At 38.8% G+C, this 22,560-nt stretch carries 20 protein-coding genes and 1 pseudogene; 9 read left to right on the top strand and 12 right to left on the bottom strand.

Annotation, left to right across the window (positions count from 1 at the left end):
* The 5 genes from Q0X77_RS13285 to Q0X77_RS13265 all read left to right on the top strand — a co-directional run.
* A partial coding sequence (locus Q0X77_RS13285; protein ID WP_297798150.1) for an efflux RND transporter permease subunit occupies positions 1-887 on the top strand: 887 nt, incomplete at its 5' end.
* Positions 884-2,230, top strand: coding sequence for a TolC family protein (locus tag Q0X77_RS13280; protein WP_297798147.1), 1,347 nt, complete (start codon positions 884-886; stop codon positions 2,228-2,230). The genes Q0X77_RS13285 and Q0X77_RS13280, both read left to right, overlap by 4 nt.
* An 8-nt stretch (positions 2,231-2,238) precedes the next feature.
* On the top strand, positions 2,239-2,421 hold the full coding sequence (locus tag Q0X77_RS13275) for a CPXCG motif-containing cysteine-rich protein (protein WP_297798145.1): 183 nt from the start codon (positions 2,239-2,241) through the stop codon (positions 2,419-2,421).
* A 209-nt stretch (positions 2,422-2,630) separates the two neighbouring features.
* Positions 2,631-4,256, top strand: coding sequence for a sodium:solute symporter (locus tag Q0X77_RS13270; protein WP_297798143.1), 1,626 nt, complete (start codon positions 2,631-2,633; stop codon positions 4,254-4,256).
* Between the two features lie 67 nt (positions 4,257-4,323).
* Positions 4,324-5,868 carry a sulfatase-like hydrolase/transferase gene (locus Q0X77_RS13265; protein WP_297798141.1) on the top strand — a complete coding sequence of 515 codons (1,545 nt, stop codon included), beginning with the start codon at positions 4,324-4,326 and terminating at the stop codon, positions 5,866-5,868.
* A gap of 22 nt (positions 5,869-5,890) precedes the next feature.
* On the opposite strand, the gene fucP is transcribed toward Q0X77_RS13265, so the two are convergent.
* From fucP to Q0X77_RS13240, 5 genes are all read right to left on the bottom strand, one after another.
* Positions 5,891-7,225 carry an L-fucose:H+ symporter permease gene (gene fucP, locus Q0X77_RS13260; RefSeq protein ID WP_297798139.1) on the bottom strand — a complete coding sequence of 445 codons (1,335 nt, stop codon included), beginning with the start codon at positions 7,223-7,225 and terminating at the stop codon, positions 5,891-5,893.
* A gap of 21 nt (positions 7,226-7,246) precedes the next feature.
* Complete coding sequence (locus Q0X77_RS13255) at positions 7,247-8,047, bottom strand: SDR family oxidoreductase (protein WP_297798137.1); 801 nt, start codon at positions 8,045-8,047, stop codon at positions 7,247-7,249.
* A gap of 36 nt (positions 8,048-8,083) precedes the next feature.
* Complete coding sequence (locus tag Q0X77_RS13250) at positions 8,084-9,577, bottom strand: tagaturonate reductase (protein WP_297798135.1); 1,494 nt, start codon at positions 9,575-9,577, stop codon at positions 8,084-8,086.
* Between the two features lie 41 nt (positions 9,578-9,618).
* A complete protein-coding gene (locus Q0X77_RS13245) occupies positions 9,619-11,271 on the bottom strand; it encodes a UxaA family hydrolase (RefSeq protein ID WP_297798133.1) in 1,653 nt (550 codons plus the stop codon).
* Between the two features lie 235 nt (positions 11,272-11,506).
* A complete protein-coding gene (locus tag Q0X77_RS13240; protein WP_297798131.1) occupies positions 11,507-12,520 on the bottom strand; it encodes a zinc-binding alcohol dehydrogenase family protein in 1,014 nt (337 codons plus the stop codon).
* A gap of 255 nt (positions 12,521-12,775) precedes the next feature.
* On the opposite strand from Q0X77_RS13240, the gene Q0X77_RS13235 reads away from it, so the two are divergent.
* From Q0X77_RS13235 to Q0X77_RS13220, 4 genes are all read left to right on the top strand, one after another.
* Complete coding sequence (locus Q0X77_RS13235; RefSeq protein WP_297798129.1) at positions 12,776-13,894, top strand: zinc-binding dehydrogenase; 1,119 nt, start codon at positions 12,776-12,778, stop codon at positions 13,892-13,894.
* 8 nt (positions 13,895-13,902) lie between these two features.
* Positions 13,903-14,697: an alpha/beta hydrolase-fold protein gene (locus tag Q0X77_RS13230; RefSeq protein ID WP_297798127.1), complete on the top strand. Its 795-nt coding sequence runs from the start codon at positions 13,903-13,905 to the stop codon at positions 14,695-14,697.
* Positions 14,698-14,766: 69 nt separating this feature from the next.
* The gene (locus Q0X77_RS13225; RefSeq protein ID WP_297798125.1) at positions 14,767-15,645 is read left to right on the top strand and encodes a phytanoyl-CoA dioxygenase family protein; all 879 of its coding nucleotides are present in this window, start codon (positions 14,767-14,769) and stop codon (positions 15,643-15,645) included.
* A 25-nt stretch (positions 15,646-15,670) separates the two neighbouring features.
* Positions 15,671-16,438 carry an aldolase/citrate lyase family protein gene (locus Q0X77_RS13220; protein WP_297798123.1) on the top strand — a complete coding sequence of 256 codons (768 nt, stop codon included), beginning with the start codon at positions 15,671-15,673 and terminating at the stop codon, positions 16,436-16,438.
* Between the two features lie 24 nt (positions 16,439-16,462).
* Here Q0X77_RS13220 and Q0X77_RS13215 read toward each other — a convergent pair whose 3' ends face one another.
* The 7 genes and pseudogenes from Q0X77_RS13215 to Q0X77_RS13185 all read right to left on the bottom strand — a co-directional run bounded on the left by Q0X77_RS13215 (position 16,463) and on the right by Q0X77_RS13185 (position 22,090).
* Complete coding sequence (locus tag Q0X77_RS13215; RefSeq protein WP_297798121.1) at positions 16,463-16,966, bottom strand: hypothetical protein; 504 nt, start codon at positions 16,964-16,966, stop codon at positions 16,463-16,465.
* A 156-nt stretch (positions 16,967-17,122) separates the two neighbouring features.
* Complete coding sequence (locus tag Q0X77_RS13210; protein WP_297798119.1) at positions 17,123-17,497, bottom strand: VOC family protein; 375 nt, start codon at positions 17,495-17,497, stop codon at positions 17,123-17,125.
* Positions 17,498-17,506: 9 nt separating this feature from the next.
* Positions 17,507-18,028 (bottom strand): RidA family protein, encoded by a 522-nt coding sequence (locus Q0X77_RS13205; protein WP_297798117.1) that lies wholly within the window; start codon positions 18,026-18,028, stop codon positions 17,507-17,509.
* Between the two features lie 296 nt (positions 18,029-18,324).
* A complete protein-coding gene (locus Q0X77_RS13200; protein WP_297798115.1) occupies positions 18,325-18,834 on the bottom strand; it encodes a GNAT family protein in 510 nt (169 codons plus the stop codon).
* A gap of 74 nt (positions 18,835-18,908) precedes the next feature.
* Complete coding sequence (locus Q0X77_RS13195) at positions 18,909-19,424, bottom strand: GNAT family N-acetyltransferase (RefSeq protein ID WP_297798113.1); 516 nt, start codon at positions 19,422-19,424, stop codon at positions 18,909-18,911.
* Between the two features lie 103 nt (positions 19,425-19,527).
* A pseudogene (locus Q0X77_RS13190) lies at positions 19,528-21,857 on the bottom strand (prolyl oligopeptidase family serine peptidase).
* Between the two features lie 65 nt (positions 21,858-21,922).
* On the bottom strand, positions 21,923-22,090 hold the full coding sequence (locus tag Q0X77_RS13185; protein ID WP_297798111.1) for a hypothetical protein: 168 nt from the start codon (positions 22,088-22,090) through the stop codon (positions 21,923-21,925).
* Positions 22,091-22,560 lie beyond the last annotated feature (470 nt).

The following is a 22,560-nucleotide window of genomic DNA, read 5'->3' as shown; positions in this document are numbered from 1 at the left end:
CTATTGCACGGGGAGATGTGGCTATCAATCATTTAGATGGTCAGCGTGAAATCCAACTATCTTCAGATCTTAAAGATGCTAAAAAGGTCAGTGCTACAGATGTTATGACTGAAATAAGAACGGAAATCATGCCCGAAATTCTGGCTAAATATCCCACGGTTACACCTTCATATGAAGGTCAAAACAGAGAGGCCGGAAAACTCCTGGGCTCCCTGCGTTTTGTTGGTCTTACAGTATTGTTTTTAATTTACGTCACTATAGCTTTTACTTTTCGAAGTTTTAGCCAACCTTTAATGCTGCTATTATTGATTCCTTTTAGTTTAACTGCCGTGGCATGGGGGCATTGGATTCATGATTTCCCAATTAATATTTTATCAATGTTGGGGATTATTGCTCTTATCGGGATTATGGTAAACGATGGATTAGTGCTTATTGGTAGATTTAACAATAACCTGCGATCCGGGATGACGTTTGATGATGCTATGTATGATGCAGGACGCTCCCGATTCAGGGCTATCTTTCTAACTTCGTTGACCACCATTGCAGGATTGGCTCCGCTAATACTGGAACAAAGCAGACAGGCACAGTTTCTAATTCCTATGGCTATTTCAATCGCCTATGGGATAGCATTTGCCACAGTTCTAACGCTGATTATGTTACCAATATTTTTATCTTTTAGTAATAAGGTTAAGGTAAATGCTAAATGGCTGGCTACCGGTAACAAGGTGCCCAAAGAACTTGTGGAACGCGCCATAAAAGAGCAAAAGGAAGAACTGCACCAACAGAATCAGTTAGTCACAAAACTTATTAAAGAATCTCCGAACAGTTCGATCAAAGGAGAAAATAAAAAACAAGCTTCAATTGAACTAGAAGGCAAGGAAAAATGAAAAACTATATCCGGATTATTGTGCTTTTAGCATTGAGTATTAATGCTAATGCACAGGTAAGTGTATTGTCAAAAAGTGAAGCAATTGCGCTGGCACTAGAGCAGAACTTTGGTATTAAAGTTGCTGAAAATACCGTGAAAATTGCCGATAATAACCAAGGGGTTTTGAATACAGGGTTTTTACCTACCCTGACCGGTACAGCCGGGGCTACATATAATCGGGATGATTCAACAATTGAATTTCCCGGTCAGGTAGATGAAAATGGTATCCCCAGGCCAGACCTTGAAATAGATCAGGCAGAAGCACAGCGCTATAATGCAGGGCTAAACTTAAATTATATCCTTTTTGATGGTTTAGGACGCAGATACAATTACAAACGTCTCAAGGAACAATATCAACTAACAGAATTGCAGGCAAAGGAAACTATCCAGAATACTATCCTTCAGCTATTGAGCATCTATTTTGAAGTTGCACGTTTATCCGAAAATGAATATGCTCAGAAACAGGCATTGGAGGTTTCCAAAGACCGTATCAAGAGAGCGCAATACGCATTTGAATATGGTCAAAATACCCAACTCGATGTCTTAAATGCAGAGGTTGATGTTACCAACGATAGTATTATCCTTCTTAATACACAACGCTTACTGAGCAACACCAAGCGCGATTTAAATGTTGTACTCAACCAGGAGGTAACAAGCTTATATGAGGTAGATACGTTAATTACTTTCATACCAATGCTCGAATTGCAAGCGATGGTCGATGATGTATCAATAAACAACCTGGCCCTCCTCCAAACGGAAAGGAACCTCTCTATAAATGAGTATGACGTCAAAGTAAGTAAATCCGGGTATTTACCTGTGATTGGATTAACAGGCTCATATGGTTGGAATTTAAATCAAAGTGCCGCCTCCGCTTTCTTTCCCGGAGTCAACAATACCACTTTAAATCTAAATCTAAGTGCGGGCCTTACCTGGAATCTTTTTGATGGTGGAATTACCACTGTTCAGGTAAGGAATGCTAAAATAGCTTTACAAAATCAGGAGTTAATTAAAAAGCAGGTTGAACTAGAGGTTGCAAGGGATATTGAGAATGCTTTGGAAACTTACGAAAACAGGTTAGAGATTTATAATATACAAGAACAAGCGGTTATAACTAATCAGAACAATTTTGAAAGATCCAGGGAGCAATACCAACTGGGGAGGATAACTTCAATAGAATTCCGGCAGGCTCAGATAAATCTTTTAGCGGCACAAACGACTAAAAACCTTGCGAAATATGATGCAAAAATTGCCGAATTAGAACTATTGCAATTAACAGGTCAATTATTGAATGTAGACTTTTAACCCATTCAATGTACGAACACTATTTTCAGTGCCCATATTGTTGGGAAGAAATTTCAATGTTATTGGATCCTTCTATAGCACAGCAGCAATATGTAGAGGATTGCGAGATATGCTGTAATCCCATCGAAATTAATTCACAATTCACTCATAATGAACTTGAAAGCTTCCAGGCCAATAGTCTGGAACAATAATTACTATCCATAATTTTATTATCGGAGACACTGTCTTTTGTTATGTTAAACCCTTTATCTGATACCTGATTGTTATCCGCGAATAGAGGGTAATTCAATAATTAGTTACTAGTGAATGGATTTCATTATCTTACCAAACAGAATATTTTGGTAGCGGTAATGTTTCTGCATTCCCCATTGAAAAAATTTGAGATGTAATAGGTTAATTTATGAAAGGACTTGATTCACTGGATTGGGTGGTAATTACAGCCTATTTTCTGGTATTACTAGCCGTAGCCTGGTGGGTTATAAGGCAGAAGCAGAAGAATACCGAGGATTATTTCCTTGCCGGTAGGAATATTGGGTGGTTTATTGTAGGGGCCTCTATTTTTGCTTCCAATATAGGTTCGGAACATGTTGTAGGCCTGGCCGGTAATGGTGCCGGAGATAAAATGCCTTTGCTTATCTATGAATTACATGCCTGGATAGTTCTAATGCTTGGATGGGTTTTTCTTCCATTCTATGCGCGCAGCGGGGTATTTACAATGCCCGAATTTCTTGAAAAACGATTTGATTCAAGATCAAGATGGGTTCTATCTGTGGTTTCTTTAATAGCTTATATATTGACCAAGGTATCTGTTACTATCTACGCCGGTGGTGTAGTGGTTTCAGCATTATTGGGAATTCCTTTTTGGATTGGTGCGGTTGCAACCGTTGTACTCACCGGAATTTATACAGTGCTCGGAGGAATGAGGGCTGTGGTTTATACAGAAACAATTCAAGCCATAGTTCTCGTGTTGGGAGCGGGGATATTAACCTACCTGGGTTTGGATGCAGTTGGAGGGTGGGGTGAATTAAAGGATACTGTTGGGCCTGAATATTTTAACATGTGGAGGCCAAATGCTGATCCGGATTATCCATGGCTTCCACTCTTTATAACCAGTACCGTAGTCGGTATCTGGTATTGGTGCACAGATCAGGTAATAGTTCAGAGAGTACTTTCGGCTAAAAATATAAAAGAGGGCAGGAGGGGAAGTATATTTGGAGCACTTTTGAAACTCATGCCTGTTTTTCTTTTTTTAGTACCTGGTGTGATTGCCCTGGCTTTAAAAATTAAAGGTGAACTCAGCTGGGAAAGCCCGGATGAGGCATTTCCGGTACTGATGAGTAATTTAATGCCCTCAGGGCTTAGGGGTTTGGTAGCCGCAGGTTTATTGGCGGCATTGATGAGTTCTCTGGCTTCTGTATTTAATTCTTGCTCTACTCTATTTACTTTGGATATTTATAAAAAGTTCAGGCCGGAAAAGCCTGAACGGGAATTAGTAAAAACGGGACGAATTGCCACTTTTTTTGTCGTCGGACTTGGTCTTTTATGGATACCAATTATTACTACGCTTTCGGATGGACTTTATGAATACCTTCAAAATGTCCAGGCATATATTTCTCCCCCCATAGCGGCCGTTTTCCTGTTAGGGATATTTTACAAACGTATTAACGCCAATGGGGCTATAGCTACATTGATAGGTGGATTTATTATTGGTTTTGGGAAATTAACCCTTGAAATTGTGAAATCCAGCTTCGCAGAAGGGAGTTTTATTTATGCAATAGCAGATATAAATTGGTTGGTTTTCGGAGCTTATTTCTTTGCCATGTGCATAGGAATAGCCGTTGTAGTAAGTATGATGTATCCGGCGCCATCCCAAGCACAATTACAAGGGCTTACTTTTGGCACCATTAGTCCGGAACAAAGGCAGGAGAATAAGGCTAGTTATAATTGGGTAGATATCGTTACATCGGTACTGATTATTGCTATTGTGGGATATATCATGATTTCATTTAGTACCCTTGTATTGTAGCTTGCAAAAAAAGCTATACAATACTACGCAGGATTAAAATTGAACCTGTTTTAAAAATATATTTCTGATGATGGCACAGAAATTTTCACATTCTATCCAATCATGGCATTTGACAAAATTAATTGTATGCTGTTTGCCAATACTTCTCGTATCCTGCATAGAACAGCAAAAAGAAGAAAACCGGCAACCCAATATCGTCTTTATCTTCGCCGATGATTTAACCTATACTGCCATAAATGCCTTGGGTAATAAAGAAATAGAAACGCCTAACATAGATCGATTGGTCAATTCAGGTACCACTTTTAGCCACGCCTATAATATGGGAGCCTGGAATGGGGCTGTTTGTTTGGCTTCACGTGCAATGATGATATCCGGGCGCAGTTTATGGAATGCAGATAGATTTAAACAGGAGTGGCTTCTCGGCAGAGGTATGGACCAAACCTGGGGTAAACTAATGGAGAATGCGGGATATGACACCTATATGACAGGTAAATGGCATGTTGACGCTAAAGCGGAGCGTGTTTTTCAAAATGTAGTCCATGTGAGACCGGGAATGCCAAAAGATGCATGGAATAATGATGAAATGATGGAGAATTTGGGAAAAATTAAAGGCACCAATATACCATCTTCAAAATTTATGCCTGTTGGCTATAACCGACCTATAAGTGAATCGGATTCAAGCTGGTCTGCTGCAGATCCAAAATATGGAGGATATTGGGAAGGAGGCAAACACTGGAGTGAAGTCTTAAAGGATGATGCACTTGGTTTTATTAAGGATACAGAGAACAGTGATAAACCCTTTTTTATGTATCTCGCCTTTAATGCACCGCATGACCCCAGGCAGGCTCCGCAGGAATACCTTGATAAATACCCTTTAGAGCAGATCAGCACTCCAAAAAGTTGGTTGCCGGAATATCCTTATAAAGATGGAATAGGAAATGGCCCGGATTTAAGGGATGAAGCATTGGCCCCATTTCCGCGAACCCAATATGCCATAAAAAAGCACATTCAGGAGTATTATGCTCTAATATCTCACCTCGACGATCAAATAGGGGAGATTTTAGATGGCCTGGAGGAAAGCGGACAAATGGAAAATACATATGTGATTTTTACAGCAGATCATGGGTTGGCAATGGGAAGGCATGGGCTTTTAGGGAAACAAAGTCAATTTGATCATAGTATAAGAGCACCTTTTATAATAATGGGACCAGACATAACAGGGGCTAAGATAAATAGTGCTGACATTTATTTACAGGATGCCATGGCAACGAGTTTAGAACTGGCAGGTGTTCCGAAACCGGAATATCTGTATTTTAATAGTGTCATGGACCTGGTTAAAGGAGATCAGGATAAAAGTCACTATAACGGCATTTATGGTGCATATGTTGATTTGCAAAGAATGATACGTAAAGATGGCTTTAAACTTATAGTTTATCCAAATCTGGAAAAGTTTTTGTTGTACGATATGAATAAGGATCCGGAGGAAATGAATGATCTTTCTGAAGTTGGAGCATATCATTCAAAGGTTAATGATCTTTTTATTGATTTAATAATCTTGCAGGAGGAACTAAATGATACTTTGGATATAAGCCATTTAAGGAAAAATTTGTGAGACCAAAAATACCATTTAGATTCTAGGACCAAATTTGGTCGGAATTTGAATGAATACGGTATGTCCTATAGCCATAGATGGCAACAACGATAAAGCATGCAAGGGGTAGCACAAATGAAAAATTTACTTCCGGGACACCCAGAATTTTAATATCGGTATATCCGGAACCCCCCCAGTCCAAAATTGATCCCTGAAGGACAGGCATAATAGCTCCGCCTACAATGGCCATTACTAAAAATGCAGCGCCAAATTTTGCGTCTTCACCAACTCCTTCCAGAGCTATTCCATAAATAGTTGGAAACATGACCGACATACACAATGATACTCCTACCAGTGAATATAAACCTGTCATCCCGGGAATAAATATGGCCCCAAGCGTAAAGAGTATCGCAAACAATGCAAAATACATAAGTAATTTACCTGCCGGGATATATTTTAGCAAATAGGTACCTATCCATCGACCTATTAAAAATAAGATCAGTGCCCAGTAGGCATAGGTTACTGCACTTCGGTTATCAATTCCAAGGGTTTCTGCATATTGATAAATATAGGTCCAGCACATGATCTGCGCACCTACATAGAACATTTGTGCTATAACCCCTTCTACAAATTTCTTTCTCTTTGAAAGTCGTTTTACAGCATTGGCCACAGAGCCATTACTTGTTCCTTTTTTCTCCGGCATCTTTACAATAGCAATTAGCAGAAGCATGAATAATACGAACAGTCCCAGGATAACGTATGGATTTCGTACTACCATTAAATCAGATGCTCTTACAGCTGTTTTTGCTGTCTCAGAAAGGGTGTCATATATAGCATTTCCCTGATTATCTAAATCATCAGATTGGAGGGATCCCAGGATAAAAGTTTGTGCAATGAATAAACCTGTTAATGCGCCAATAGGATTAAATGCCTGTGCCAGGTTTAATCGGCGCGTTGCAGTTGCTTCGTCACCCATAGACAATATAAACGGATTAGCCGTGGTTTCAAGGAAAGCCAACCCAAAAGTTAGAATGTACAAGGCTGCAAGAAAAAAACCAAATTCCTCATAAGAGGCGGCAGGATAAAATAATAAAGCACCAAAGGCGTATAAAATAAGGCCCAACATAATTCCTTTTTTATAACTATACTTTTTTACAAACATGGCTGCAGGAAAAGCCATGGTAAAATATCCACCATAAAAAGCCATCTGAACCCAGGAAGCCTGGGTATTGTTCAATTCCAAAATCTTTTTAAAGGCAGACACCATTGGATTAGTAATGTCATTTGCAAAGCCCCATAACGCAAATAATGAAGTTATTAATATAAACGGGAGCAATACCTGTTTGGATACCACCGGTATTCTCTTTTTGTTTTCCATAATGATTAATTCCTTCCTGGTTTAGGTGTTGTCTTGAGTTAATAGGGATCTATCCAGATGCACATACCCTCCATCAACGGTGATATATTGCCCGGTGGTATGAGATGATTTTTCCGAAATTATAAATAAACATGTATTGGCTATCTCTTCCGGAGTGGTCATCCGATTTTCGAGTGGAATTTTTTTTAAGATCGATTTTAATTTTCTTTCCCCGTCCGTAAGAGATTTGATCCAGGTATCATAGGATGGTGTCCAGCTTTCTGCAATAATGATAGCGTTGGAACGAATGCCATATGGCACCAGGTCTACAGCCCATTCGCGTGTAAGCCCTAAAACCCCTCCTTTAGCTGCTGCATAACCGGAAGTACCACCCTGACCGGTAAGGGCAACCTTGGATCCAATATTCAGGATATTTCCTTTTGATTTTTTTAATAATGGCAGGGCGTGTTTAACGATCAAAAAAAAGTTTACCAGGTTTAGTTTTAACGAATTCATGAATTCCTCATAAGAAGCATCAAGTCCTACCCCATCATTTACCCCAACGTTGTTAATGACCACATCAATCCGTCCGTACTTTTTGGAAATGGTTTCAATAGCAATTTGAATTTGATTCGGATCAGTAACATCTGTTTTGCAAAAGAGGGCATCAATACCATTTTTTTGAATTTTGTCCACATAAACAGCACCCCTGTCATTTCTATCAATAACTGCCGGGATAGCCCCTTCATTTACTAAACTCTGTAAGATGGTTTCCCCAATGCTTCCTTTCATACCTGCAGCCCCGGAAATGACGACCACTTTGTCTTTTAATCCCAAATCCATACACTTTTATTTTTAGATTATAAAAAAATATTATTTTCAATCCACATAGACCTCGATGTTATTGGTTTGTCCCGGATCTGAATAGGTTATTTGCAAAACTGCCCCTTTCATTCCTAACTTTAATATTGCATCTAAACTTTGGATAACTTCATTTGGTAAGCCTTCTATTTCAGTTAAATCTTTACCCCAAAAATGTAGGTTGGACAAAACAGCATGTACAAGTCTGGTTATACTTACCTTGGAATCATCTGCCTTTTGCCATTGGGTTCTAAAAAAATCCAATATTTCATGATTATCAGCGAGCTCAATAGCCTCTCCATTTCTTTGCCCCTTATAGAATACAATTAAGGCAGCTAATGAGAATAACAAGTATTTGGGAAGGGCATTTTTCCTTTTAACATATTCCAGGATCGAAGGTAAAACCCTTGTTTTGTATTTGGAAATGGAATTAAGCGAAATACTTATCAAGGCATGCTCTAAATATGGGTTTTTAAACCTGTCCAGTACCTCATTTGCAAACTGAATTAATTCCCCTCTTGGAAAATCAAGGGTAGGACATATTTCATTAAAAATGATATTTTTTAAAAAAGCACCCACCACCGAATCTACTGTGGACTCCCTCACCTTTTCCAGGCCATAAAGGTAAGCCACCGGAACCAGGGAAGTATGAGCGCCATTTAAAATCCGGACCTTTCTGGTTCGGTACGGTTCCATATTATCTGTGAAAATAACATTTAACCCACATTTTTCAGAAGGGAATTCTTGCTGCACTTCTTTCGGAGCTTCAATAACCCATAGATGAAATTGTTCTCCCTCAACTACCAATTGGTCCTTATAACCTAATTCTTGGGTAATGGCACCTATTTTTTCTTTAGGATAGCCGGGTACTATTCTATCTACCAAAGTATTGCAGAAAATATTGTCGTCATTGATCCATCTGACAAATTCTTTTTCTAATTTCCAATCTACTGCATATTGAAGGACGATTTTTTTTAAGTTGTCCCCGTTTCTATCAATTAACTCGCAAGGCAACAGGATCAATCCTTTAGTTGAACTACCTTTAAAAACCTGGTAACGCCTGTACAAAAAAGCAGTTAATTTTCCAGGAAAACTTTGTTGTGGAGAATCGTCTAAAAGATCATTTTTATCATATGCAATACCTGCTTCTGTAGTGTTTGAGATTACAAATCTTAGGTCGGGATTTTCGGCAACTTTCAGATAATCATCATAATCTTCATAAGGATCTATTGCCCTTTGTATACAATCTATTATTTGATTTTCACTAACTGGCTTGCCATTTTTAATCCCGTTTAAGTACAAGGTATACAAACCATCCTGATTGTTCAGTATTTTGATGAGTCCATTAACTATGGGTTGCACAACCACTACTCCGGAATTAAAATCCACCTTAGTATTCATTTCCTGAATCATCCAATCAGCAAAGGCCCTTAAAAAATTTCCTTCCCCGAATTGTAATATCCTCTCAGGATATGCATTAGTGTGAACGATGCTTCTGTTTAGTGTTTTCAAAGGTTTATAAGTTATTGAAACCGCCTGAGATTGTAATAAGGCTATAACGAGATGCCCCGTTTCCAGGGGATAAAATCGTTTTGTCCTTTTTGCACTGCCTTAAGCAAGATTTCGCCGCTGGCAGCGGCAATCAAATACTCCAGGATTTTTTCTCCCATACTTTCAATGCTATCTTCACCACTTATAATGGTTCCAGCGTTAATATCGATAATATCTTTCATCTTTTTAAATAAATGGGTGTTACTGGAAAGCTTCAGTACAGGCGCAATGGGGTTTCCTGTTGGTGTTCCCAAGCCCGTTGTAAATACTATCATATTGCACCCGGAACCAGCAAGCCCTGTCGTACTTTCCACATCATTTCCGGGGGTGCATAAAAGATTCAGACCATGACGGGTAATTTGTTCGGTATAATCCAGCGCATCCACAACCGGTGAAGTTCCTCCTTTTTTCGCTGCTCCGGCAGATTTCATAGCGTCGGTAATAAGCCCATCTTTAATATTTCCCGGTGACGGATTGTTTTCGAAAGCGGAGCCTAAAGCTATTGCTGCAGCAGAATAGGAATCCATAAGGGCTGCAAATTTTTTTGCAGTATCATCGGTCTTACACCTATTAATTAATTCCTGTTCCACTCCATTTAATTCCGGAAACTCCGCAAGTACGGCTGTGCCGCCAAGTGCGACTAACAGATCTGAGGCATAGCCCAAGGCAGGATTGGCAGAAATCCCTGAAAATCCATCCGAGCCGCCACATTCCAGTCCTAAAACTAAATTGCTCAAAAGGGCCGGTTTCCTTTCTATTTTATTTGCTTTGGTTAAACCAATAAAAGTTCGTTTAACCGCATCTTCAATGAACTCACGTTCACTTCTACTATCTTGTTGTCGTAGGTAATAAACAGGTTTTGCAAAGTTTGGATCATTTTTTCTAATAGCCTTTTGTAGAATATCAACTTCAGCGTTCTGGCAACCTAAACTCAGTACCGTAGCTCCGGCTACATTCGGATTTGTAATATAACCCGCTAAAAGTCTGCAAAGAGCTTCAGAATCCTGGCGCATACCTCCACAGCCCCCCTCGTGCTTAAGAAATTTTATACCATCGACATTTTTAAATACTCTATTCTCCGAAAGTTCATCTTTGGTATGAATAATAGATGTGGCCAATATTTCTTCTTCATTTGCCCCGGAATGATATTTATTGATCAAGGCCTGCGTGTCTACTGAAAAATCTTTTCTGGTAATATATCCCAGGGCTTCGGATAACGCTCCCTCCATGACATCAACATTTCTGTTCTCACAAAAAACCATGGGGATTATTAACCAGTAATTTGCAGTTCCGACACTGCCATTTGCCCTATGATAACCCATGAAGTTCCTATCCTTAAATTTGGAAACATCCGGGGCATTCCATTTGTAGCTTTTTTTGGTGCTGGTGTAAGCTGCGGAGGCGTGTTTGACATTTTCTATGGTTATTGCGCTGCCACTGGGTATTGGCTTAATAGCCTTTCCAATCAGCACACCATACATATAAATTTCATCACCAATGCTAAAGTCATTAATAGCGAATTTGTGTTTAGCCCTGACATTTTCCGTCAAAACAATGTTCACCCCATCTAGAGTAATAATTGTTCCTTCCAGAAGGTCAGTAAGGGCTACAATTATATTATCCCTGGAATCTATTTGAACATATTCTTTGGACATATCTTGATCTAATTAGCTCCTTACAGATTTTATGATTTTTAATATTTTTCTTTCCTTAGTTTTCAGCTTTACAATGGTTTTTTGTACAATTATTTCCTTGCAAATTCAGTGGGATACCATTTCCGAAAAACTAACCACAGCTTTAGAAAAATGTAATAATCCAGGCGGTATCAAATGCAAAATGATTTCCCCAAAAGTTTCTCCATTTTTCATGCAAAAAAATATTTTTACTACTTCAAAAATTAACCATAGCCTTTATTACACCATTTGATGGGTCTAACCAACTGTCGAACTGAGGTATCATTTCTGTAAAATTCACATGATGTGTTACATAGGATTCCACAGGAAATTTACCTTTATTTAGAATATCTATTACATATTCAAAGTCTTCTAATGTAGCATTTCTGCTGCACAAAATAGTAGTTTCTTTTGCATGTAAAGCGGGATGTTCAAATTCAAGTTTACCTTTGGACAAACCAACCAGAATATATCGGCCCCCATTTGCCATATAATCTATGCCTTTCTCCAGGGCTTCCTTATTGCCGGTGGCATCAAAGACTGAAGTGGCCATCTCACCGTTTGTTATTTCTGCTATATTATCCATGGCTGTCTTATCAGCTAAAACAATATGATCAATACCAATTTTATCTTTGGCGTAACTTAATCTTCCCGAATCTATATCCATAGCGATTACTTTTGCGCCTGCAATCTTGGCAAACTTCATGATCCCAATACCAATTGGGCCGCAACCCATTACAACTATAAATTCATTGGCCTGTACCTGAGCCCTTCTCATGGCATGAGCTCCAATAGCAAGGGGCTCCACAATTGCCATTTCAGCATAACTTAAAGTGTTTGAGGGGATCAAAAGATTTATAGGTACCGAAATCTGTTCTTGCATTCCGCCATCGGTATGTATACCCAGAACTTTAAGATCTGTGCAACAGTTTGTTTTCCTGTTTTTACAGGCAATACACTTGCCGCAACTGAGATAGGGCATTACGATTACTTTGTCACCAACTTTGATATTTTGACTATTACTGTCTATTTCTATTACTACCGCAGCTAATTCATGACCAAGTATCCGGGGGTAGGTGAAAAATGCCTGGTTTCCTGTATACGCATGTAAATCCGTTCCGCAAATCCCGATTTTTTTTATTTCAAGAATAGCATGGCCGGCTTTTTTTTGAGGCTTGTCCTTTTCTTTGAGTTTAAACAGACCGGGTTTTTCACATACAATATACTTCATTAAGGGTCTTTTGATTAAGAACACGTCTAAGGCAATGCTCTTTACTAAACTAATTGAAAAAAATTAAACAACTATTTTTAATTGACAGTTAAAGTTAAATAAACCATATATAAATTGAGGTATACCCAAGATTTTTGTATTTGACTACTTTGAACGAACTTTGAAGAGACCGGTTATTTTACATAGCTGAACTATTATTTTTAATGTTTATTTAAGCCGGGAAACTTAAGTAACCTAATGCGAGACATCTAAATTATGCCTGTAAAATGTAAAGCAGCCATTGCTACCGGAAATGGCGATTTCACTATAGAAAACATAGTGGTTAATGAACCTCGTGAAGATGAGGTTTTGGTAGCTGTTAAGGCGGCTGCCTTGTGCCATACAGATTATGATTCTTTAAATTGGGGGAAGCCTTTGATTTTAGGTCACGAGGGTGCGGGAGTGGTTACAGCAGTCGGTAAGGATGTTAAAGACCTTCATGTGGGAGACGCTGTTATTTTAAATTGGGCTACCCCTTGCTATAATTGCTTCCAGTGTAATCTGGGGAATCTCCACATTTGTGAAAATAATTCTCCTGTTGTAGCCGGGGCCAACGGTTATACCAAAGGGCATGCACATTTGGAAGGAACGCTTTGGAAAGGCCGGCCCATTGAGCGTTCTTTTAATATTGGAACTTTATCTGAATATACTCTAGTAAAGGCTTCAGCAATAGTGAAAAACACAGCCGGGAATATGTCTTTTGCTGCTGCCAGTATAATCAGTTGTGGTGTAATGACCGGATACGGATCTGTTGTAAATTCGGCAAAGGTAAAATCCAATAGTTCTGTTGTGGTTTTAGGAACAGGGGGGGTTGGTTTAAGTGTTATTCAGGGAGCAAAGCTGAGCAATGCTTCCAATATCATAGCAATAGACATAAATGAACAAAGGCTGGCTATGGCGAAAGAGTTTGGTGCAACAGAACTTATACATGCAAGTAAGGAAGATAAAGGATTATTAGAAGCGGCTGAAGCCGTTAAGTTGCTCACCCGGGGTAGGGGAGCAGACTATGCCTTTGAATGCACTGCTGTTCCGGAGCTGGGTGCAGCACCCCTGGCAATGATAAGGAACGCTGGCACTGCGGTTCAGGTAAGTGGAATTGAAGAGGAAATTAACATAGATATGAATTTATTTGAATGGGATAAGATTTATATAAACCCTTTATATGGTGGATGTAACCCGCAGATAGATTTTCCAAAAATCATTGACCATTATGAAGCCGGTGAATTAAGACTTGACGAAATGATAACCCGAACTTACCATCTGGATAAATTGCAGGAAGCCTTTGACGATATGTTGGCCGGAAGAAATGCGAAAGGAGTTATACTTTTTGATTAATTTTAAAGATGTTCAGAACCATTGAAAAATCTAATCCTGCTTTTGAGAGTAATCATCTAAGTTTTATTACGGTAAAATCCCGAAACTTAAAAGGCCGGGGGGATATTTGCCTTTTTGTACCTCCTCTAGAGGGCCTTAAAGACATCCCATTGGTGATCTTGCTTCATGGCGTATATGGCAGCGCCTGGGTTTGGTCACAAAAAGCGGGTGTACATATCTCAACTTGGGAAATGATTCAAAAGGATGAGCTAAAACCAATGGCAATAGCTATGCCTTCCGACGGACTTTGGGGTGATGGCTCTGGGTATCTGCCGCATAGCGATTATGATTTTGAAAAGTGGATCGTGGACGATGTAACCAGTGCTGTAATGGAAAATGTTGCTTCTGTTAGTGAGAATTCCGAGCTATTTATTTCCGGACTTTCCATGGGTGGTTTCGGAGCACTGCGATTAGGAATCAAATACTCGGACAAGTTTAAGGCGGTTTCTGCACATTCATCTATTACTGAAATGGAACAAATGTCCCTGTTTGTAGAGGAACCACTAACAGCTTACGAGCAAAATAATAAGCGGGAAGAATCTGTGCTGGAGTTGGCTTTGGATAGAAAAGAACATTTACCTGAATTACGATTCGATTGTGGGACTGAAGATTTGCTGATCAATCAAAACAGATTGCTGCACAAGGAATTGAATAAGGCGCAAATAGCCCATGTATATGAGGAATTTAATGGGGGTCATGAATGGGACTATTGGCAAAAACACATAAAAGACAGTTTGCGGTTCTTTAATAAGTTTATCAAATAACCAAAACTATTTGTAACTTATAAATAGTTCCATGAATTGGATTTGAATATAACCATCAATAATTAAGATATGGCAGCAATTAGAGACCTTGCGGATTATCACGAAATAGTATCCGATCTGTTTAAACAACCTAAGTCGCGCGAAGAATGGGATCAATACAGGTTGACAGATGAACAGGTAGCTCACTTTCATGAATATGGGTATTTAGCGGGAATTAAATTATTGGAAGATGATCAGATTGAAGTCTTGCGCACCCAGTTGGATGAGGTTATAGATCCCAAACACCCTGCTCATGATCTGTTCTATGAATTTCATAGTAATGAATCCGGGGATTCCGATAATGTTTTATTTCATTCCCTGGGACAATGGCGTATTACCAGTGGTTTTCATGATATTCTCTGGAATCCTGCATTTGTTATGGCTGCTCACCAACTATTGGAAAATAAAGCAGTAAGATTCTGGCATGATCAACTGTTTTATAAACCTGCCAAACACGGTGGGGTTGTGGCCTGGCACCAGGACTATTCGTATTGGACGCGTACAGTAGCCATGCAACATTTAACCTGCTGGACAGGCCTGGATGATGCCACCATTGAAAACGGTTGTTTGCACTATATTCCAAAAAGTCATAAATGGGGATTGCTTGATGCTCCTGCGCTGGCAGGTGATATGAATGGATTGATGAAATATCTCACCGATGCACAAAAAAAGGAGTTTAAACCTGTTGCGATAGAAATGAAAAAGGGATATGGAAGCTTTCATCATCCTTTATTGGTTCATGGCTCGTATGAGAATAATTCTGAAATGAGCAGGCGGGCATTTGTAATCAATGTATTTGCAGATGGTACCTTGAGCAATACCAATGATGAACTTTTGGTTGGAGTCCCTATAATTCCAAAAGGAGCCAAAATGCAGGGTAAATTTTTCCCATTATTATACAAGCCTTAGGATAGAATTTTAAACCGATGAAACCATGAAAATTAATATGTTGAAAGAGGCTTTACAAGAGGGCAAAACTGTGTTTGGGCCATTCTGTAAAATGCTCGATCCTACAATTGTGGAATTGGCAGCTTTGGCTGACTTCGATTTTGTGATCATTGATATGGAACATGGGCCGTACAGTATAGAAACCGTTCAGCAAATGTTAAGAGCCGCAGATGCCAGGGGTATTACTGCGGTGGTCAGGGTTCCCGAAAATAGTGAGACGGCGATGCTGCGAGTATTGGATGTTGGAGCAAAATGTATTCAGGTTCCCCAGATATCCACCGCTGAGGATGCAGCCAAGGTAGTAAGATCCGCTATGTTTTACCCTCAGGGAGAACGTGGGATGTGCAGATATGTAAGGGCCGGAGAATATACTGCCATTGATAAAGCAGAATATTTTGGCAGGGCTAATGAAAACATAGTAACAATCATCCATATTGAAGGGGTTGAAGGCCTGGAAAATTTACCTTCTATTCTCAAGTATGATGGAATTGATGTTATCTTTTTAGGACCTTATGACCTGTCTCAATCCTGCGGAGTACCCGGACAAGTGAAACATGAAAAGGTTGTAAAACGAATGGAAGAAGCGGTTGTTTTGGCAAAAAAAAGCGGTAAGGTAGTGGGCACTTTTGTGGAAACCGTTGAAGATGCAAAGAAATGGGAGAAAATAGGGGTTCAATATATATCTTTTGCGGTAGATACCGGGATTATTTTAAATGCTTTTCAGGAAATTACAAATGGATTATCCGGGAATTGAATTTGCACGCTATTAAAATAACTTTCATTCTTCTCGTATTGCCTTTTTGAAAGCTTGCCATATGGTAGGATCACCCATGATGGGGTAGGTATTAGATTTTTTAAAAATTATTGTGATGCCCCCTATTCCTGCACCAACGGCACCGAAAAAAAGACCAAAGACACCTGCGCCAGCACCTTTACCCCAAAATTCATTTTCCCCACCTGATGCAAGACCTAATATTGCACCGGTACCTGTGCCTATGGCAGCACCTATAAGTACATTATTCCCCTCAGATCGTTTAGTCTTTATTAAACCAATTTTGCGCAATTCAATACTGATCGTTTTTTCTCCTCGACGGACTACAAGGGAACTGTCTGTGATCTCGGTAATTCTTCCTTTTGATATTTTTTCACCATTTAAATTATAAACCCTTACAAAGGGAGCTGCCTTATTTTTTTCTTTTTGAGCATAAAATGCAGTACAGCTTAGAATTGTAAGTGCCAGAACAAGGATCTTCGGAACATTAGTTTGGATGGATGTCAGCATATTTTAGAGATCTAAAAACTTGTCTTATATATAAATATCAGATTATTAAGACAAACAGGGCGGGAAGTGCTGTCTTTGAAGGTATTTAAAAATAGAAAAATAAATCCAATACTTTATAAAGACTTAACTATTTATTGAAGCCTCCAAAATGCGACATTAGATTTTCCATGGCGGATCCTTCCGATTCACTCCACCGAAAAACAGTATTAACTGATTGCCGTCAAGATCTTTTAACCTGGCTTCCCTCCAAAGCCATGGTTTATCATTGGGCAATTCATCAAATTCGATTCCTTTGGATAATAGCTTACCTACATACTCATCCAGATTTTTGCATTCAAAATACACATATATTCCATCTCCTGTAGGTAGTTTCTCGGTTTGGTGAATGGAAAAAGTACTATCCCCTTCGGGACATTCAAATCTGGCGTAATGTGGGAAGGCCTTGACAATTAGTTTTAACCCCATCTTTTCATAGAAAGGAACGGATTTAGTCAAATCCAGCGATGGAACCGTTATTTGATTTAAGTTCATTAAAAAGTCCTATTTTGTTTTATGTACTTCCAATTCAATTTCTATCATAAATTCCGGTAGCGCCAACTCCTTAACGCCAAGCCATGAACCCGTTGGAAATTGCTTGGTGTAAATTGTATTCCGATAGGCTGAAAGCTCCAGGAACAAAGGCATATCAGTAGTGAAAATGTTCTCAACGACAACGTCATCAAATGTGCATCCAAAATGCTTGAGAACCTTTTCAAGATCCGAATAACAGTTTTTCATCTGCTGCTCAAAATCGCCTACAGCGGTCGGATTTCCAGCATCATCCATACTTACAGCTCCGGAAATTTTAATATCGTTACCAATTTTCACAGCATGGGAATACCCGTAGGCTTTTTCCGTTTCCGGTCGAAGCAAGAAATATTCCGGTTTTTCAACTTCAACTTCAACTATTACTTCTTTTTCTGCTTCTCTGGGTGCCTGGTTGCAACTTTGAATTAGTAATGCAAAAACAACCAGGGTAGTAAAAAATGTTAATTGGCTCAAAAGGGTGTAGCTTTTTTTCATGTTTTAAAGTGTAAATGGTGAATGTTTGCGCTATATCTGCTATACGGGTTTAAAAAACCTAAGGTAATGAATCTTTAACACTCCTGGTTGATCTAAATACGGCTTGTTTAAGTAGTTTAAATTTAACTAAATCACTCAGAAAATGAAAAAAATGTGTTGGTTCAAGATTCTATTCCCGGAGAATACCCTGGCGGTATTCTGCCTTCTGAAGTTGGGAATAGGTGGAGTTTATAGCAGATTAATTTTGGTTCATAGCTACCTTTTTTATAACAAAATAGTGTTAAAAGGTAGTAATACTATTCATTTAATTTAAAATACCTGTGTTCATCAACAACATTGTCATTCTTGAATACTGCCTTTTTAAAAACACCTTCTTTTTTATATCCATTTTTTTCAAGCGCCTTCATTGAAGTAATATTAAATTCAAATACACCTGCAAAAATTCGAATCAGTTTTAAGTCCTCAAATCCATAAGTTGTCATTAATTGAATAGCTTTTGAAGCTATGCCTTTAGCCCAAAAGGGCTCTCCAATCCAATAACCAATTTCAGCGGATTTTTGGTAAATATCTTTTTGTACGACCAAGCCTATTACACCGCAAAGGCTACCCTTGTATTCAATACCGAAATTCAGTTGGGGTTTTTCTTCTATTACCCTGTTTAGGAAAGACTCCGCATCACCTTCGCTATAGGGATAAGGGAAGGCGTTTCTTAAATTATCCCATATATTTTTATTATTGGCAAGTTTTGCCAATTGCGATTTATCAGACGAGTATAGTGCTCTTAATTTTACTTCTTTTGATCTCAATAGTTACTTTTTCTTTTTGGCTACCTTAGCATAAACAGGTAACTGTTTCTATGATAAAGGCTTAGATAGGTTGGTTATTTTTTCTGAATTTTATACAATAATAGCTCCTCATCATCATCGGGTAATATAATAATATCGGCCATTTCTAATCCTAATTTTTCCAAAAGCCTTTGAGAGGAACTATTCTCCTTTGAGGTGATTGCCTTAATTTCTTGAATTTCAAATTCTTCAAAAGCAGCATTCTTTAATCTATTTGCCGCTTCATAGGCAAAACCCCTGCCTTCATACTGGGGAAGGAATGCAAACCCTATATCTATACCATCCAATCCTTCCCTGTCATAGAGTCCGCAAGTTCCTATTTTAGAGTTGTCCGACTTTTGAAATACCGTATAATTAGAATAACCCAGCCTTTGGAGTTGGGGCAACATTTTGGTTTTAATATAGTCTTTTGCCCTTACGACTGATTTTATTTCCCTATCCCCAATATATTGGATAAACTTTGGGGTATTCATAAGTTGATAAATAAACTCGGCATCTTCAACCGAAGTGGGCTTAAGACGTACTCTTTCTGTTTCAAATTCTTTGAACATTGTTTTTTATCGGGATAAATTTAATCCTCTCTTATAGCAAAGTCACCGGTTTAATGAGAAGCTTGCTCATTCTCAGAACTTAGAAAACAACGTCTGGCGTTAATTATTTCAATTCCGTTTTCTTGTTGTTGTCCCCTGGTTTGTTCTTAACATATTTCTCCAGCCATTGATCCTGTTCCCAAAGCAGGTGCAAAATAGATTCCTTTGCTCTGTAACCATGACTTTCTTTTGGTAACATGACTAACCTTACCTGTGCACAAACGGAGACATAGTGTAATAAACCTCCGGAGCTTCCCAATAATTTCTTTCTTCACTCTGGAACCCAAAAGGGGTCAGTGTTCTGTTGTAGGCACCACTTCTCGCAATTCCGGCTGCGAAAAGATCGGAATGGGAAAGCAGGTTGGCAACCATAAATGCCCCATAACTATGACCCCCTACGGCAACACGTGTCCTGTCTATATAACCCATTGCATCTACTGCGTCTATGGCGGCCCTGGCATTGGCTACTAATTGCGTTCGGAAAGTATCATTAGGTTGATCATCGCCTTCACCTACGATCGGAAATGTCGCACCATCCAGCACTACATACCCTTTGGTAACCCAATAAATTGGGGAACCGTAATAAGGAAAAGTAAATTTATTTGGGTTTGAAGTCTTCTGTGAAGCGCTCGATTGATCTTTGAATTCGCGAGGATAAGCCCATAAAATCATAGGCATTTTTTCTTTAGCTTCCCGATTGTAACCCACGGGCAAATATAAAGTCCCCGATAAATCCAATCCATCTTCCCTTTTATAACTAATTACTTCTTTATGGATATCCGCTATACTTTTAAAGGGATTTTCAAAATCAGTCAGCTGTTCTAGCTTATTTTTCTTCAGGTTTCTGATAAAATAGTTAGGATACTCATTGGGTGATTCAAGTCTTACAAGGAGCTCATTTTTGTCTACATCATAACTCGTGAGGTTTTCGAGCTTGTCAGTATATACCGATTGATAAATTCTGCTCGTTTTGAGTGATTTAAGGTTAATCTTATCAATAAATGGGAATTGTCCTTTTTCAGAATATCCGGCTCCGTTAAGGAAGGCTTCTCTACCCTTAAAAGCCAGGACATCACTCCCCATTTTGTTCCTTTTTGTCACAAAATCTCCCGGATCATTGTATCTATCCTGATAATTTCTGTCAAAAAGAATTTTAGGTTCTATAGAAGAATCAGACGGATTAAATAAATAAGTCTTGGTATTTCTTGTATTCCACCAGTAATCAATGATAAGTGCAGTATTTTCATCTCCCCATACCGCACTGTCATATCTGTTAATGGTTTTTATCAGGCTCTTAGGTGTTCCATTAAACGGGACATCTAATTGAAAAACTTCATCCCGGAATACTACTTCTTTTTCAGGATCACCTCCATCCAGAGCTTCGGCAAAAACCAGGCTTGCAGGCATGTCGTTTCTCCAGCTAAATCTTCTTTTTCCTTTGCGCACGGCCATAAAACCCTTTGGCAGATCTTCAATTAAAGGGACTTCTATAACGGTCTCAACCTTTTGGCCATCCTTCGAATAAATAACAGTTTTGGAGGGAAATCTGCGATAAGGCACCAGGTATGAAAATGGTTTTTCAACAGTTGTTACCATTACGTATTCCCCATCCGGGGAAAACCTAATGCTATTGTACATATCACTGTCCAGCCATTTTTCACTAGTTCCATCCAGTGAAACTTTGTAAAGCTCTGATAAAGCTAGTTGTTCAAAGTTATGCTCATCATTCTGGTTTTTTAATAAATCCTGATACGTTCTGTTTTGAGCTTTTTTTCCGTCATTCACGGAAATGGTAGGGCCGGTGGGAACTGCATTCTTTGTATCAATAAGCTCCTGCCTGTCAGGGGAAATCATTTTTACCAGGATGGCATTCCCATCCTCAAACCAGTTTATCGCATTTCTAAGGTTGCCATTAACCTTCGGTTCAGTCAATTTTGTTGCAGTTTGTTTAAGGATATCAACTACCCAGACTTCAACCCCGGAAGAAGTAGTATTTGTGCAGGCAATTTTCTTTTGATCCGGCGAGAAGCTAAAATTAGTCAATTTTGGTTCTGAGGGTAAACCACTCACCTGAATTACTTCAGACTTATTATTATTTAGCGGTTTTATTTTTAAATAGTTATAATAAGTCACCCGACTTCCAATATTGGTTTTTGGATTAATTCTTAATCCCCCCAACCTTAATTCTTCCTGGGATATTTCTTCTATACTTTTAAAGGCATCTCGATAAAGTAGGAGCATAAAATCTTTATTGTCATCAACAATCACAGATGGCGCCCTGGGTACATCTACAAGCTCAAGTATTTCTTTAGATGGTTTTTGATAGGTAAGTGATTCCTGTGCCTGAACTTTTACAAGAAATAATAGTAGTGCCAGGTAAATAAAATGTTTCATATTTTCAATATTTATGGGTAATAGTTTAGTATAATAAAAGCAGCATTTTTTAGTACAACCACTTTTTAAAATGGGAATAAATTTATGAAAAAAGTACAAGCTTCATTTTCTTTTGGAACACCTTTATATTTTAGCGGCCACCAGTTAATAAGGTCTTCCGGTTCCGTTATAGCCTTGTAAACTTTAGCTAAAGGAGCTTTGATGGTTAAATCGTGATAAATAGAATGCGTCATGTTTTTAAATTTAAAGGGGTATATTGGATAGTACCTTTCTCTAATATGATAGTAAAAATAACTTTTTACTTATTATTGTTAAGTGCTCTACATGGAAAACCTGAAGCGAGGCTTTGTGTAGTGTTGGCTCAGCCTGAAAAAAGGACTGGATTGATTCCTTCACTTTGTTACGGAATCGGCCTTGGGGGTGGCTTTACAAAGAAAACCATCAACCTCGCTTCGCATAGTGTTGGCTCAGTCTGAAGAAAGGACTGGATTCATTTCATTGCTTCGCATGAAATGGGCCTTGGGGGTGGCTTTACAAAGAAAACCAGATGGTGCGATGCACCATCTACTTATTTTATTTCACTTCACGGCTCAAGCAAGCTTGGCCGTTTGTTCCATAAAAAAACCAGATACTTTCATATCTGGTTTTCTTTGTAGCGGGGACTGGACTCGAACCAGCGACCTTCGGGTTATGAGCCCGACGA

It is taken from the genome of uncultured Eudoraea sp. (assembly GCF_947258925.1).
In the GTDB taxonomy this organism is placed as follows: Bacteria; Bacteroidota; Bacteroidia; order Flavobacteriales; family Flavobacteriaceae; genus Eudoraea.
This window is presented reverse-complemented; position numbering and strand designations above follow the sequence as displayed.